General features: G+C 37.2%; 16 protein-coding genes and 1 pseudogene. 10 read left to right on the top strand and 7 right to left on the bottom strand.

Features of this window, described 5'->3' with window-relative positions:
• Positions 1–3: 3 nt before the first annotated feature.
• From ACQ9BO_RS09430 to ACQ9BO_RS09410, 5 genes and pseudogenes are all read right to left on the bottom strand, one after another.
• Positions 4–289: pseudogene (locus tag ACQ9BO_RS09430) on the bottom strand (DUF4134 domain-containing protein).
• Positions 290–1,126: 837 nt separating this feature from the next.
• Positions 1,127–1,861, bottom strand: a complete 735-nt coding sequence (locus ACQ9BO_RS09425; RefSeq protein ID WP_431244504.1) for a hypothetical protein — start codon at positions 1,859–1,861, stop codon at positions 1,127–1,129.
• Positions 1,851–2,318 carry a hypothetical protein gene (locus ACQ9BO_RS09420; protein WP_431244503.1) on the bottom strand — a complete coding sequence of 156 codons (468 nt, stop codon included), beginning with the start codon at positions 2,316–2,318 and terminating at the stop codon, positions 1,851–1,853. The genes ACQ9BO_RS09425 and ACQ9BO_RS09420 overlap by 11 nt, the downstream gene beginning before the upstream one ends.
• Before the next feature lie 66 nt (positions 2,319–2,384).
• Positions 2,385–3,245, bottom strand: a complete 861-nt coding sequence (locus ACQ9BO_RS09415) for a helix-turn-helix domain-containing protein (RefSeq protein ID WP_431244502.1) — start codon at positions 3,243–3,245, stop codon at positions 2,385–2,387.
• Positions 3,246–3,577: 332 nt separating this feature from the next.
• Entirely contained in the window at positions 3,578–4,186 is a 609-nt protein-coding gene (locus ACQ9BO_RS09410) for a hypothetical protein (protein ID WP_431244501.1), read from the bottom strand.
• A 330-nt stretch (positions 4,187–4,516) separates the two neighbouring features.
• On the opposite strand from ACQ9BO_RS09410, the gene ACQ9BO_RS09405 reads away from it, so the two are divergent.
• The 3 genes from ACQ9BO_RS09405 (at position 4,517) to ACQ9BO_RS09395 (ending at position 6,442) form a co-directional block, all read left to right on the top strand.
• Positions 4,517–5,080, top strand: a complete 564-nt coding sequence (locus ACQ9BO_RS09405; RefSeq protein WP_431244500.1) for a tetratricopeptide repeat protein — start codon at positions 4,517–4,519, stop codon at positions 5,078–5,080.
• 110 nt (positions 5,081–5,190) lie between these two features.
• Entirely contained in the window at positions 5,191–6,189 is a 999-nt protein-coding gene (locus ACQ9BO_RS09400; protein ID WP_431244499.1) for a helix-turn-helix domain-containing protein, read from the top strand.
• Positions 6,190–6,265: 76 nt separating this feature from the next.
• Positions 6,266–6,442, top strand: a complete 177-nt coding sequence (locus ACQ9BO_RS09395) for a histone H1 (protein WP_042565375.1) — start codon at positions 6,266–6,268, stop codon at positions 6,440–6,442.
• A 216-nt stretch (positions 6,443–6,658) separates the two neighbouring features.
• Here the strand turns inward: ACQ9BO_RS09395 and ACQ9BO_RS09390 are convergent, their stop codons facing one another.
• Both ACQ9BO_RS09390 and ACQ9BO_RS09385 read right to left on the bottom strand, forming a co-directional pair.
• Positions 6,659–7,183: a hypothetical protein gene (locus ACQ9BO_RS09390; RefSeq protein ID WP_431244498.1), complete on the bottom strand. Its 525-nt coding sequence runs from the start codon at positions 7,181–7,183 to the stop codon at positions 6,659–6,661.
• A 602-nt stretch (positions 7,184–7,785) separates the two neighbouring features.
• Complete coding sequence (locus ACQ9BO_RS09385; protein WP_109192301.1) at positions 7,786–8,043, bottom strand: helix-turn-helix domain-containing protein; 258 nt, start codon at positions 8,041–8,043, stop codon at positions 7,786–7,788.
• Between the two features lie 526 nt (positions 8,044–8,569).
• Here ACQ9BO_RS09385 and ACQ9BO_RS09380 point away from each other — a divergent pair.
• From ACQ9BO_RS09380 to ACQ9BO_RS09350, 7 genes are all read left to right on the top strand, one after another.
• Entirely contained in the window at positions 8,570–11,590 is a 3,021-nt protein-coding gene (locus ACQ9BO_RS09380) for a SusC/RagA family TonB-linked outer membrane protein (protein ID WP_431244497.1), read from the top strand.
• A 10-nt stretch (positions 11,591–11,600) separates the two neighbouring features.
• Complete coding sequence (locus ACQ9BO_RS09375; RefSeq protein WP_431244496.1) at positions 11,601–11,960, top strand: hypothetical protein; 360 nt, start codon at positions 11,601–11,603, stop codon at positions 11,958–11,960.
• On the top strand, positions 11,950–12,981 hold the full coding sequence (locus ACQ9BO_RS09370; RefSeq protein ID WP_431244495.1) for a RagB/SusD family nutrient uptake outer membrane protein: 1,032 nt from the start codon (positions 11,950–11,952) through the stop codon (positions 12,979–12,981). The genes ACQ9BO_RS09375 and ACQ9BO_RS09370 overlap by 11 nt, the downstream gene beginning before the upstream one ends.
• A 10-nt stretch (positions 12,982–12,991) precedes the next feature.
• Complete coding sequence (locus ACQ9BO_RS09365) at positions 12,992–13,966, top strand: hypothetical protein (protein ID WP_431244494.1); 975 nt, start codon at positions 12,992–12,994, stop codon at positions 13,964–13,966.
• Positions 13,967–14,197: 231 nt separating this feature from the next.
• A complete protein-coding gene (locus tag ACQ9BO_RS09360) occupies positions 14,198–14,683 on the top strand; it encodes a hypothetical protein (protein WP_431244493.1) in 486 nt (161 codons plus the stop codon).
• 17 nt (positions 14,684–14,700) lie between these two features.
• Positions 14,701–15,390, top strand: a complete 690-nt coding sequence (locus ACQ9BO_RS09355; RefSeq protein WP_431244492.1) for an alpha/beta hydrolase family protein — start codon at positions 14,701–14,703, stop codon at positions 15,388–15,390.
• Complete coding sequence (locus tag ACQ9BO_RS09350; RefSeq protein WP_431244491.1) at positions 15,309–15,635, top strand: alpha/beta hydrolase family protein; 327 nt, start codon at positions 15,309–15,311, stop codon at positions 15,633–15,635. Before ACQ9BO_RS09355 ends, ACQ9BO_RS09350 begins: the two co-directional genes overlap by 82 nt.
• The last annotated feature ends 34 nt before the right edge of the window (positions 15,636–15,669 follow it).

Here is a 15,669-nt window from a genome sequence, read left to right as displayed (position 1 = left end):
CGTTTAAACCCCGAAAAAGGATTTAATGACAGTAGCGACTACCACCAGAAACACACAGCTTCCAAACCAGGTCTGCAGCAACTTTTCCAGTATCAGGATCGCCCGCATTCCATTTCTGGTACACTTTCACGGCACCTATCAGCCCGAGGATTGCTCCTACTGCGTACATCAGTTCAGTGCCGGCATCAAAATAGCTTCTCACTTTCTGGTTGGCTTCATTAATTCCCGCCACACCATCCTGGCTGTAAATAACATTACTCAGCAAAATCATCAGCGACGACGATCCCATAGCTCTAAATCGTCTAAAAAGACTTTTTAATTTCCATCTGCATTTTTTCATCACAAATCATTTTTAAAGTTATTCTTTGATAAAAAGAAGAGGAATACCGCCGTTGTCGCTCTATTTTCCTGTCACATAAAGCCATACCGCACCAGAGAGAACGGGGAATATTCCTCCTCTGAATTTTTTAAAATATCGGTCCTTCCCAAAGACTGTCTGCTTCGCTGAGCGTTAAGAGCAGATTGGGATACTTTTGAGATTCAAAGACCATTTGTTGGTTAATGTTTTCTCTGACGGAGGAAACTTTGACATAAGGATATTCATCCAGAAGCATTCGCAGGTAGTTTTGAAACTGCTCGCTTTGTTAGTTGTTTTTCTGCGCTTTCTTTAACAGCTTCTTTAATACGCTGGGATAGATTTTCCGCATCTTCCAGAGTATCGAAAGATTTCGGAAATGAATCGGATATCGATTTTATTTCCTGTAACTTTTTAGAAGTTTTTTTAGAAATGGTATTTGCAGTTTCTTTTCACCTGATAAGATTTTTTTAAATCACTACTGTGAAATTTCAGTAAGATTATTAGATACCAGAAAATTATAGTAATACCAGTCGCGGTCAGATAACTGCCCCATGAAATATTTGTAAACATAGCTCCTCATTTTATCGTTCAACATTTTATCCTCCTCTATGAAAATCACTATCCGTTAAATTTTGATGTGATTTATTCTACAGGTCAAAGGAACGATAAGAATAAATTTTCTACAAGTACAACTTTTCTGTACCCTTTTTGTACCCTTTCAGAATACCCGAATTTAAAGGGTTATCAGATTATACACTACAATAAAATCTAATACGTTTTTATCTTGCGGATTATTTTCTCAAGACTTTCAATAGCAATTTCCTTATCACGCTCTTCCGCACTATATGATTTGCTTCTGACCGACTGGTAAGAAAGATTTCTCTTTACTGGAGTAGAGAGATAAGGCACTATACTTTTAAATATGTAGTTCATAGACTTGGCTTTAATAATTCTCGCCTCATCTGTCGCCCTTAAAATAAGTCCAATCTGATCCCCTGAAAGTATACATTCAAGTTTTGAATCTGCCTTCTCCACAAATTCACTCCCGACAGAAGCATCAATCTGTTCCTGTATTAGAATTGCGGCCTTTTTTTCAGCAAATCTGATTTCGCTGGAGAACCAGTATTCCAAAAATGAGATAAGATTCTGTTGAGATGGATTAAAGGTCAATTTTAAATCTGCGTTTATTTTAGATAGTTTCTTGCAGAAGTATAGCGACTTTTCAAGTCTTTCAGATAAATTCTCAAAACCTTCTAAATACCTGCCTATTCTAGTTACCAGTCTATCGGTATATTCTCTGGAATTAAAATTCATTCTTATAAGCACAAGATCCAGATTTGAAAAACCTTCTGATTCCGTAACTGGATAATTTAATTTTTCAAGTTCGATGATTATCTCTCTATAATACAAAATCTGGCGATAGGTATACTTACTATTTCTGCTGTTATGAAGTGGCGCGGCAAGAAGATTAACAACAAATACCATTTCTGGATCATTGTCCACAGTATTTTCTTTTTTTAATCACATTTTTTAAAACCTCTAGTGTCTCTTTTTTCCAAATTGAAAAATAGCTGTAGGACACCCTTTGGTCCAAACTCATAAAGGACGAATATCTGATTTCTACAAATGACAGCAAATCGTCCAGGGAACTAACGATCAGGTCAAATATTCTAAAAAAATCAGGAGAATTGAATTTTTCGATCATTCTTATTTCTACTATCCTGTCTAATAAAAAAACCAATGAAGAATGATATTTTCTTATAAGAAGTCTAATCTGCCTTTTACTTTTCAGTTCGAAAAAAGAATCTTTAATTTGAATTTTAATTATTTTCGATTCAGATACTATTGTTTTTCTCAAATTCTCCAATTCATATTCCGATACTTTTAAAGAAGAATTATCAGCATCAAATGAATTTATAATCAACGAATCAAACCATTCCAAAGGATATATTTTAATCATCGTCTTATCGTTTTAATTAAACAATCTCTGGCAGAATAAGGAGCTATCTCAGCGACTTACTTTTTATTAGAACGAAATTCGGTTGGCGAGCATACCAGTATGTCTTTTAAAAAATACGCCAAAGTTTTCAGCGCCGCTGAATTCTAATTCATCGGCAATATTAGCCACGGAATAGCTTGAGTCCGTAAGAAGATTTTTTGAAACATTGACAATAGCTTCAATGATAAATGCTTTAGCAGTTTTACCTGTGCTTTCTTTTACCATCTTATTCAAATGTCCTGGAGTGATAAATAATGCTCCTGCATAAAACTGAACATGATGCTGTTTTCTCAAATGTATTGATAATAGAGTCAGGAACTGTATTACAATGCTCTCCCTTCTTGAAAAGTCAAGATTTAAGTCGGGTTTATATTTCGAATGTATAAATTTGAGTTCATATATAAATAAATTAAAGCATATCCGGCGCGACTTAGTAATTACTTCCGGTTTGTCATTGCTGTTCTGCAATACATACATTAATTTATAAATAAGTGACAAAACTTTAAAATCCGTTTCCTGAAGACTAATCTTTCGATCTGATTTTAACATTAGAAAACTAAAAGCATCCGAAAGCTCTTTCTCATAACAATTATTAAATGCAAAATCAAAATTTGTCCTTACAAGATATAGCTGGATATTATTCGTGGCTTCAAGCCTGGTGCATATGGAATTAAATGGGATTACCAGTAAATCTTTCCGATTAACTATATTAGTTTCGTCATGAAATTTGATATTCATTTTACCACTTTTGATTAAAAGCACTGAAAAATTTGAAATGGAAAATGGGACCGGGACAATATTTTTTGCCTTATAGTCTGTAATGTATACTACATCGATACCATCATTTTCAATGCTTTTAATCTCAGTATTTAAGATTTCTCTAATCATTTTTGTTCTTTTAGTTTAGATCTCCTTTAGATTTCATCCTTGAAAAAATATTCCATCCATGTAAAAAACTGGAAATATAAATTAGACAAACAGCAGACGTATAAAATATACGCTGTTAATCTCGGACTCTCAATTATATTGTCCTCGTAAAGTACGTACTGAACCAGCTGATCAGCGGCAAAAAGCTTCATTATAAAATAAAGGTCTGCAAAGATTAAAAAGGAACAATAAAATATAAAACAAAGCTCTTTTTTTCATAAATCAGATAGATTAGAAAATTATTAATCAACTATATTAGTAGGAAGTGATTCAACTTCAATCACCTCGTTACATCATTGATGTCCGGTACTCCTACTGGTGGTGGATGTCTCCCAATCTCTGTCCTTTCTGTCCTTTTCACTAAATAAAACTGCTTCCGAAATTGAGGAAATAGATAAAATGGATTCCTTTTCATCTGTTAGAAGTGTTGAATCCTGTCTTTTTGAAATCTCGTATTGAATTATAAAATCATCCACGATGTAGTACTGCTGGTCGCGAAGATTTCCGAGATTAACTATATACCCCTTCAGATCAAGTTTTAATGACGTTCCCAGTGTACTTTCATCAACAATTATAAATAATGTTGAGACTGGATCCTCCGTAGAAGAAATTGTATCTAATGCAGAACTGTTTTTCTCAAAAGTCTTTAGTTCATTTCGCCCAGGTTGGGCTTTTAATACTGAAATGATCTTTTCTTTTAATTGGGCGGGAACTAGAAGTACGTAATCCCCCGCCTGAACTTCCTTAAAGTTTTCCTCTAAAGCAGACCCATTTTTAAAATCTGCAGTTTTCTCTTTGCTGATTGCTTGGCTGGAAACCAATCTTAAATCAGAATTGTCAAAATCGTCATTTGAACATGAACCTAATAAAATAATTAAACCAGTTAATAATAAATTTTTCATAATGCAAAATGGTTTGGTTAATTGAGAACTTGTCTCAGTCCATTTTACCCGGGCCAGCAGAACTTTTGCTCAGTACTTTACTGAATCTTTTGCTGTTGAATTCAAGGCAAATCTAAATTGCAAAAAATCATAAATCAAGTGCATGTATGTGGATTTTCGGAAAATCCACTGTCGATTTCCATGAAATCAATAATGTATTTTTCTTACATTAAATATTGAAATTCAAATAATTGCATTATTTTTGAAAGTTGCTCTATAGCGACTTCTACATTTTTTTATTAATCTGATTTATGCTTTCATCAGAGCATAAACTCAAAATTTCTATGTATTATGAAATGTAATTTATCGGTACTGTCGCTTCTATTTCTAATTAAATCTTTAACTGCCCAGAATACTCCGAACAGAATTCCTGATTCCCTTATTTTTAAAAGTTATGGATATCTGGATGATAAAATTTATCAATACAAAAATGACAGCCTGAAAGCATCTCCATATTTATATGCCTATTTAAGAAAAGCGCGCAGGGAAAAGAATCATGAAGAGTTAGTTAATGCATATCAAAATATGTCGCATCAGTCACCTATGATTCTCCGTTTAAAATACGCGGACAGCATGGTGCAGACAGCTTTGAAGTCAAAAAGCAATGAACTGATCGGATCTACTCAGCTATCCAAAGGAATAGTCTATTACAGCCAGAAAAACTATGTAAAAGCCTATGATTATTATATTAAAGCAAATAAAAGCATTTCCAAAACCGAAAATGATTACCTGATCTATAAAACCAAATATCACATTGCCCAGATTAAATTTTACCTCGGATTTTATGATGAAGCCATTTCTCTTTTTAATGACTGCATTGAATATTTTAAAAAAATCAACCCCGCCCCTATTTAAATTCACTGCATTCACTTAGTGTTTGTTACAATAAGATTGGAGATTACAATAAATGCTCCGAAACTAATGCCTTTGGAATTAAAGAATGTGAGCGCCTTAAGATTCCCGAGATGGAATTATTTTTTAAGCACTCCGAAGGAATCAACCAGTTCTTTCTAAATAATTATCATACTTCGATTCAATTGCTTCAGGAAGTCATGCCGCATTTAGACAGCATGACAGAATTTGCAAATGAATCAATCGCCAATTTTTACATTGGAAAAAACTATTGGAAACTACAGCGTCCGGCAAAAGCAGTTCCTTACTTTAAAAAGGTGGAAAAAGCATTTATTGAGAAAGGTTACATTCGTCCGGATTTAAGAGAAGTTTTTGAATTAATGATTAAATATTACAAGAAAGAAAATAACCTGAAATCCCAGTTGTATTATATAGACCAGCTTTTAAAAGCAGATTCTATATTAACAGATACCAATAAGTACCTAATGAGCAAAATTCACAAGGAATATGACACGAAGGAAATTCTGCTTGAAAAAGAAAAAATACAGCGAAGACTTGTAAAAGAGAAATATTATGACGTTATTTTAATCAGCGTGGTTGTCGTTCTGTTCTCCGCTGTAATTTATGGGACCTATAACCACTTTGAAACGAAAAAGCGCAATAAGATCAAATTTGATCTGCTTCTTGAAAAAAATGAAAAGAGCACCTTCCAAAAACAGTCACCAGATAAATTCGAAATAACAGATATTTCGCAGGAGACTGTACAGCAGATAATAAGACACCTTGAAAAATTTGAAAGGGATAAAAAATTCCTGCACAAAGAGGCAACACTAGCCACTTTAACTGTCCGGTTTAATACAAACAGCAAATACCTTTCAAAAGTAATATACCATCGTAGCGGCAAGCGTTTTGCCGATTATATCAATGATCTAAAAATTGATTATCTTGTGGAACTGCTCCAAAACTCAAGCATGCATAGAAATTACTCCATAGGCTCACTGGCGGAGGAAGCCGGTTTTACTTCCACTCCCCGATTCACCAATGCATTCCACTCTAAAACAGGAATTTCGGCCAGTTATTTTCTTAAAGAGCTGAAGAAAGAGAATTCGTGAAAATATTTTATTACCAATACCGTTTTCATTTAAGGCAAAATTTTACTTTTGCCCACTTAATTAAAAAATTGTACAAATGAAAGACCTAGTTGCAAAAATCAACGCTGAAATCGAAACGTTTAAAACAGAATCTGAAGCTGTAGCTGAAAAAGGAGTTAAGGCCGCAGGGGCTAGAGCAAGAAAATCATCTTTGGAAATTGAAAAACTTTTAAAAGAGTTCAGAAAAGTTTCTATAGAAGAATCTAAGAAATAATTTTTCACACTCTTACTTAAATAAAAGGAGAAAATGGGGTTTTACGCCCCATTTTTTTATTCTTATTGTCTGGCGACTTCTCCCGCTTTCGTCGCAATCTTTTTGGCATAGCCCTTGCCAAAAAGGATTTCTGCTTCAATCGAGGCTGGAGAGAAACATACTGATATATAAGAATAGAACTAATGTAACAATATTTGTATCTGATATCTGTAGTTTTTATTTAAATCCGAATAATTCCGTCTCTTGAAAATCAATTATTCCTTGATTGCGAAGTATTTCAGTATATGCATCTATCCTTGTTGCGATTAATCTGTTTCTATTTGTTATTGACCACTCATTCATAATTCCAATTAATTTGGGTTCGCTTTTTAAATCAAAATTATTGATATACCATAGCCCACATCCGCTAATTCCAAACAAATTAGGCCCATAACTAATCGATTTAGATTTCAGATTGGGAGTATTTTGTCGGTCATATTCTACAATTAAATTTAAATATTCATTTCTTTTTAGTTTCCTATACTCGTTTATATGCACACATTTTGTGATACCAATAAACGGAATTGAGTGAAAAGAATTTCTTGAATGTGATTTTTTTGACCAGTCGCTTGGATATCCAAAAACTATGTAACTCATAAAATCAATCGAAGAATGATTAATCTCTATATCTGAACTATCAAGAAAAGAATAATCAATGCTTAAATCTTTTACAGAATGATTGTCCAAAATTAAAATTGCCACATCTAATTCATCAGACTTTCGATCTTTTTTCGGATTATTTTTAATGATCCTTCCGCCAGGTTTTATTAATGTTTTGCCTTCTTTAATTGGGATGAATAACTTTTCAAAATCATCAAAAACGTGAGTCGCAGAGAATAGGAAATATTTCGTTCCAATTTTTACAAAAACACCTGTTCCATGCTTGCTTGTAAGAATCCAGATCTTTAAAAAGTGTACAAGTGAAATTCCTAATTTTTGGAAGACTTTTTATATATTTTTCTGCAATTTCGTTCATTTCGTGAATTTTAAAATTTCAGATAATTTTCTAGTACCTGCGACTTGTTTGAGACTAAATTAATACCTGTTTTCAGATTTTCTACTTGATTGATAGCGAATAGACCAACTTAATCATCTCAAATAAAAAAGTTGCTTTTATATATGCCTGTTACTAAAAATACAGTTATTTCCGTAGTACAAAAACATTCAAACAAAACCGCTTTTGTATTATTGTACCGGTTCCCATAATCTGAAGCATTAGTTAGCTGTAAAGTAACTCTTCACAAGTGAAAAGTTTACTGTATAAATGCCTGTTGTAATTTTTAGTTGAAAATAAAAAAAGATGCCTAAGCATCCTTATTAAATTTTTCATCATCAAAAAAATCTTTCAATGTTATATCTAACATTTTACAGAATTTTTGAATTGAATATATTGTAACTCCTCTTTTATTTTTTATGCTTTCCCATCTATTAATAACTTGGCGATCAATATGGTGTTTTTGAGCAAAATCTGTTTGTGAAAGCCCAGTTTTTAAACGTAAAAACTGAATCCTTTCTGCTATTTTTATTTGTAGTATAGTATCTTCGGTTGTCAATTCTGCCATACTGCAATTTTGCTAAATTCTTATAATATTCTGTAAACCACTTGGATTACAAATAATATTTACTATCTTTGAATAATATTTAATCTATAATTCGAAATAATAGATTTTCATTTATTAAATTTGCGATTCTTCATAAAAAAAATTGAAGCATTCGCTTTGAATCTCGTATCAAAAAACTGGCGTTTTACATACCACGAGAGGATAAGTAAGATGCTCACGTCATATGGCGTGGGCTCACTTATTTGTGGTAGGGTGCCGCCAGTGCCTTTGATACGATAAGTTGAGTTCCGCGCCTTTTTTATGCTCAAAATTCTCTTAAAATTCTTAGCAAATCAGACTTCTATTTTTAAGTTTCGCTCAAGTCGAACTTTTAAAACAATCAAAGCCCGTGCATTAAATTTATGTTCATTATGATAATTAAGTAGATTCCTTAATACATAAAAATGGCCCTCAGTCATAGCTGACCAAACTAGAGCAGAGGACCTTAGCTAATCAAATATCCATTTAACTAACCAATCCCAATATTATGAATTATTTTTCATTATTTAAGGATGGAAGAGCTCTTTATTGCCTATTTTTTGCTGGCATACTGTTATCTTTTTCATCGTCGTACGCCAAAATTTCAAAACGGCATTTCAAAACCATTTTACAGCATCAGGTACAGGGAACAGTCACCGACGGCATAACTCCCCTTCCCGGCGTAACTATTGCTGTAAAAAGCAGATCAAATAATAGTTCCATTACAGATTATAATGGGCAGTTCTCAATCAATGTGTCGCCGAGCGACACGCTTATTATTTCATTTCTGGGATTTAAAACTCTTAATATGCCAGTCGCGGGGAGAACCAAAATCACCATTGTGATGCAGTTTGATACCACAACCCTGCAGGAAGTGAAGATTAATGCCGGATATTATTCGGTTAAAGAAAGCGAGCGCACCGGCAATATTGCACGAATTACTTCTAAAGACATCGAAACCCAGCCCGTAACCAATATCCTTGCCGCCATGCAGGGTCGAATGGCAGGAGTGAATATAATCCAGACCACAGGTGTGCCGGGAGGCGGATTTGATATCAAAATCAGAGGACAGAATAGCCTTCGGGCGGCGGCAAATAACCCGCTTTATATTATAGACGGAGTTCCCTATGCTTCTGACCCTATCGGATATTCGCAGACTTCCACTATATATCCTAGCAGTACAAGCCCTTTAAACAGCATTAATCCCGAAACAATAGAAAGCATTGAAGTGCTTAAAGATGCCGATGCCACTTCCATTTATGGATCAAGGGGTGCCAATGGCGTGGTCCTTATAACTACCAAAAAAGGAAAAGCGGGCCGTACAAAGTTCACTCTCTCAAGCTCTACCGGAGCAGGAAAAGCAACAAAATTCATGAAACTGATGGATACGCGACAATATGTTGCTATGAGAAAACAGGCGTTTATAAATGACGGCATTACGACGTACGGCGCTTCGGATTACGATATAAACGGTACCTGGAACCAGAATCGATACACCGACTGGCAGAAAGAACTGATGGGAGGCACTTCTCAGCTCAACGATCTGCAAGGTTCCGTATCGGGAGGATCTGATAAAACACAATTCCTAATCGGCGGAAACTATCATCAGGAAACCACTGTCTACACAGGCGATTTCAAATATAAAAAAGGAGGAGTCCAGTTAAGCCTCAACCACGTTTCAAAAGATGATAGATTTCAGATTAATTTCTCGGGAGTATATAATATACAGAACAGCAACCTTCCTGCAAATGAACTGACTTATACCGCACAGACGCTTGCGCCAAATGCCCCTTCACTTTATAATCCAGATGGAAGTTTAAACTGGGAGAATCAAACCTGGCAGAATCCTCTTGCAATGCTGAATTCTAAATTTAAGGCAAAGACAAAAGATCTTGTTGCAAACGCACTGCTGTCATATAAAATTACGCCGGAGATAACCGCTAAAAGCGACTTTGGATACACAGACCTGAAAACTAATGAAACCCGAACCACACCCTCCACAATCTATAATCCCATCTATAATATAAGCAGTGCGCGTTCTTCGATGTTTAGCAATATTACCGGCAGGTCATCCTGGATTGTTGAACCGCGACTTAATTGGGAGAAAGATGGTGATTTCGGAAAAGCAGGATTGCTGATTGGAGCAACTTTCCAAAACCAAATCAACAGCGCATTATACCAGTCTGGTACAGGTTTTAGTTCAAACAGTTTGATTTACAATCTTGCGGCAGCAAAGACCGTATCCATCCTTGCAGACGATGAGACGCAATACCGATATCAGGCCTTTTTTGCCCGTTTGTTTTACAGCTATCAGCGGCGCTACATCATAAATCTTACCGCCAGACGCGACGGATCGAGCCGATTTGGGCCCGGCCGGCAGTTCGCCACATTCGGAGCGGCAGGATTTGCCTGGCTCTTCAGCAATGAAAAATTCTTAAAGAACAGTTCATGGATGAGCTTTGGAAAAATCAGAGGCAGTTACGGCACGACCGGAAACGACCAGATTGGAGATCACCAATATCTGGATACCTATACAATTACAGGAATCAGCTACAATGGAACCATAGGAATGCGGCCTTCAAGACTGTTCAATCCCGATTTTGGATGGGAAATAAATAAAAAATTGGAATTGGCTCTGGAAACTGGTTTTCTTAATGACAGAATCTTTGCAACCTTTTCATGGTATTCCAACCGTTCTTCAAATCAGCTGGTCGGCATACCGCTGAGCGGCGTTACCGGTTTTGCTTCCATTCAGGCAAACCTGAATGCGGAAGTCGCAAACTCGGGTCTGGAATTGACTTTGCGCACAGCAAATATTAAAAGGGGAAACTTTCAGTGGCAGACCAATTTCAATCTTACTTTCCCAAAAAACGAACTGGTTTCGTTTCCAGGGCTTGAAAGCTCGACCTACAGCCAGAAATACAGGATCGGACAGCCGCTAAATATTGCCCTAGTTTATCAGCTCAAAGGAGTAAATGTGCAGACAGGAATATATGAATTTGAGGATATAAATGGGGATGGCAAAATTTCTTATCCGCTAGACAGGCAGAAAGCCGTAAACCTAAATCCAAAATATTATGGCGGTCTTCAAAACCAGCTGGCTTATAAGAATTGGAATCTAGATTTTCTATTTCAATTTACAAAACAGCAGAACCGTTTGATTCCTATGGGAGCCGCAGGGTCGATGTCCAATCAGCCGGCGAGGATCGCTGACGCATGGCTCCAGTCAGGCGACAGCAGACCATATCAGATATATACTACCGGTGTCAACAGTGCGGCGGTAAATGCCGACTCTTATTTTTCTGAAAGCGACGCCTTGATTTCCGACTCGTCCTTTATAAGGCTCAAAAATATCGCCCTCACCTATCAGTCGCCTCTTAGTCTGACAGAAACTAGCCGCAAGGTTATTTTACAGGGGCAGAACCTTCTGACTTTCACAAAATACAAAGACGGCGATCCGGAATTTACCAGTTACGGATTTCTCCCTCCTCTTAAAACAGTTACAGCAGGGATCCAGCTAACCTTTTAAACTTATAATCATGAAAATATTCTACAAACAACTTCCAATACTGATTGTCCTTTTGACATTCACCTCATGCGATTCATTTGTCGAAACAGATCTGCCAAAATCACAGCTTGCAAGCAGTTCCGTTTTTGAAAACTATGAGACGGCAAATGCGGCGTTGATAAACGTTTACGCTAAACTTCGTGATACTGGACTGCTTACAGGCACCGGTACCGGACTTTCCAATATATTGGGAAATTACACCGACGAGCTGACTGCGTACGGAGGTACAACAAGCACCAATATGGCCTTTTATAATAATGCACTGTCGCCCGGATCGACAGTAATATCAAACTTATGGAACGCATCCTACAATCAGATTTATGCTCGCTAACGCAGTAATTGAAGGTCTTGATAACAGCGGCGGGATTACAACGAAAAATAAGAAACAGCTTTTAGGGGAAGCGCTTTTTCTTAGGGCGGTGGTGCATTTTTATCTGACTAATCTTTTTGGTGATGTGCCTTATGTTACTACAACAGACTATCAGAAAAACAACACGGCTGGCAAAGTCGGAAGCGCGGAAATATACAAAAGCATAATTTCCGACCTTCAGACTGCATCGGCGCTATTGCCTGAAACCTATAGCAGTGCTTCGAGAGGCAGAGCCAATAAATTTGTATGTCGTGCATTGCTGTCCAGAATTTACCTCTATAACAAGTCATATCCTGAAGCGGCAAATGAAGCATCTGCCCTCATAAACAGTACTGCCTTGTTTGCTCTCGAATCAGATCTCAACAATGTCTTTTTAATCAACTCAAAAGAAACGATCTGGCAGTTTGAATCAGCCTCCGCAGGACAAAATACGAAAGAGGGGCCTATCTTCATATTTACAGCCGGCCCTCCCGCATCTGTTGCGGCAAGCACGATACTCACCAGTTCATTTGTCGCGCTTGACCAGAGAAAATCAAAATGGTTGAAAGCCGTATCAAAAGCAGGTGAAATCTGGTATCATCCGTATAAATATAAAGAACAGACCAATACTTCAGTCTCAAAAGAATACTCGGTAGTGCTGAGGATGGCAGAACAATACCTTATAAGATCTGAAGCCAGAGCAATGCAGGGCGATCTAATAGGTGCAAAAGAAGACCTAAATAAAATTAGGTCGCGTTCTGGTCTGCCAGGAACACAGGCTCTCTCCAAAGAAGATTTGCTTAGCGCTGTACTGGAGGAAAGAAGATGGGAACTTTTTACGGAATACGGACATCGCTTTTTTGACCTTAAAAGGCTGGACATGCTTGATGCTAAATTACAGCCTGTCAAAGCAGGATGGAATACTGAAGACCGCCTTTTCCCAATTCCGCAGACCGAACTGGGAAACAATCCAAAACTTCTTCCGCAAAATCCGGGATATTAAAGAAATAATCATGATTCACACTGGTATTAAAAATATTGCAATAACCCTTTTTAGAGCTTTGGCTCATGTTTTTTTTATTTTGCCATTAGTAACCTGTCCCGTTTCGGGACAGGCGGTGCAAAAGAGAAAACTCGCTTTTAATGACTATAAGCTTTGGGGACAGCTTAGACTGGACAAATCCTCACCCGATTCACATTGGATCAGCTATGCTGTGCAGTATGAAAACGAAGCAGATACACTTTTTGTCGCCAGTACCGCCGGCAATGAAAAATACGCGCCGCCTTCGGGCTCAAAATCACTTTTTACAAAGGAAAACATCTTCATTTTTATGAAAAAAAATGAGTCGCATGTATTAGACCCTGTGACTGACAGGAACGAAAGTTTTGAAAGTGTTAGCCGATATGAATACTCTATGGCATTAAATAAGCTTATCATCCTATGTAAGGAAAAAGACAACACAGAAAAACTGATTACTAAGAGTCCTTTGGCAGACAGCAAAAATGAGATTACAGGTGTGTCGGATTTCTCCTTAAGTCCAAACGGAGAATTGCTTGCTTATTCCTTTTACAGTGATGGGAAAAATTCCGCATTGCTATTTGACCTTCGCAAAAACCAGATGCTAAAAAGCATGGCTCAAGACAGCAAGATTGGATATAAATTTTCAGCCTGGAGCAGAAACAGCAGGGCCTTGGTTTTCAATGGGCAGTCAGGTAAAAAATCTTCCAGCCACTTATACTATTATGTCGTTACACAAAGCAGGCTTTATGTTCTTGATGCCGGCGACCATAAAGGCCTTAAGCCGCAAAGCAGAATCATTAACTCGGCGCTGAATCCGATATTGATTGCAGATGATCTGGAAAAGGTTCTGTTTTCTGTAGGACCAGACAAAAAAAGGACACCATTGAAAAACCCAGTGTTGAAATATGGAATGGGAATGATAAATGGGTTTATGGACAGAACCAACGCTATGGCAGATTTGACTTGAGTCCTAAATTAATGCTCTGGAAACCTAAGAAGGAATCCCTGCTTCCGATTACTTCTGAGACTTTTCCATCGGTTATGCTGAGTCGGGATTTGAGCTATGCGGTACTTTCAAATCCCAAACAATACGAGCCTCAATTTGAACATCGCGGCCCAAGGGATTACTACATATTAGATCTGGATAATTTCCAAAAAGACACCCTCCTTTTAAAACAATCTGCGAGCACTAGAATACATGTATGGTTCGCCTAACGGAAAATACATTTCCTATTTTAAAGACAATGACTGGTGGACTTACAATGTCAAAAGGAAAATACATGTCAATTTAAGCGGAAAACTCAAATATCCCTTTTTCGGAAAGGTAAATCTGCTGGCATCGGACGATCCGTATGGAAATCCTGGCTGGAGCCGCAGCAACGATGAAATCCTGCTTTATGATGAATTTGATATTTGGGCGCTGAAACCTGACGGCAGTTCGGCCAGAAGACTCACCCGTGGAAGGGAGAAAAAATCAGATTCCGTCTTCATGTCGATAGGCAGAACTTTAGAAAATCATTATATGATGCACCGCTTAATGAAACTTTCGATCTCAATGATGAACTGTATCTCAGTGCCGCAGGCGATGACGGAAAGACTGGCTATTGGAGTTGGAGCCGTTTTAAAGGAGAAAAGGAAATTTTGTTTACAGATTCCTATGTTGATAGATTCATCTTCAATGTGAAAACCAAAACTGCTGTAATGGTTGAGCAGAAATTTAATATCCCTCCCAGAATCATTTCTAAAAAAGGGGAACGTGAAACTCGCGTCATAGTGCAGAGCAATCCGCAACAGGTAAATTATTTCTGGGGAAAAACTGAATTGGTCACCTTTCAGAATTCAAAAAAACAAAATCTAAAAGGTGTTCTATATTATCCTGCAGATTATAAGCCATCTAGAGATTATCCGATGATAGTGGGAATATATGAGAAGCAGTCGCACCTCCTGCATCAGTACATCAATCCGACACTGCTTAACGAACCAGGCTACAACTCCACTGTTTTCACAGCAGAAGGCTATTTTGTATTCCGGCCGGATATAATTCATGAAAATGAAAACGTCGGCTTTTCAACACTTGACTGCGTTGAATCAGGCACCAGAAAAATAATTGAAATGGGGCTTGTAAATCCAAAAAGGATAGCTTTGATGGGACATTCATTCGGAGGCTATGAGACTGCTTTTGTTATCAATCATTCAGATCTGTTTGCTACCGCAGTTGCCAGCGGAGGAATTTTTGATCTTACCCGCAGATTTTTGACTTTTGGAGCCAATATGGCTATGCCGGAAATGTGGCGTTTTTCCAGTGGCGGATGGCGTCTGGGAAAAAAACTCCGTTCAGCGACCGCTTGGATTTTGATCGAAATTCTCCTTTGGAATCTGTCACAAATTTAAATATCCCTCTGCTGATGTGGTGCGGGAAAGAAGATACGCAGGTAGACCCTTTTCAAAGTATGGAATACTATCTGGCGCTCCGCAGGCTGGGCAAGAAATGCATCTTTCTTCAATACCCTAAAGAAGACCATACGCTGATGGATCCAATGAATCAGGAAGATTTATCGCTTCGCATATTGCAATGGTTTGATTACTTTCTGAAAGATCAAAATAAAGCCGAGTGGATTACAGCTGGGACACTATGATTCTCTGGAAATTTAAAATGCCGTTCCATTGGAA

Source organism: Flavobacterium sp. P21 (assembly GCF_050632225.1).
GTDB lineage: Bacteria > Bacteroidota > Bacteroidia > Flavobacteriales > Flavobacteriaceae > Flavobacterium.
This window is presented reverse-complemented; position numbering and strand designations above follow the sequence as displayed.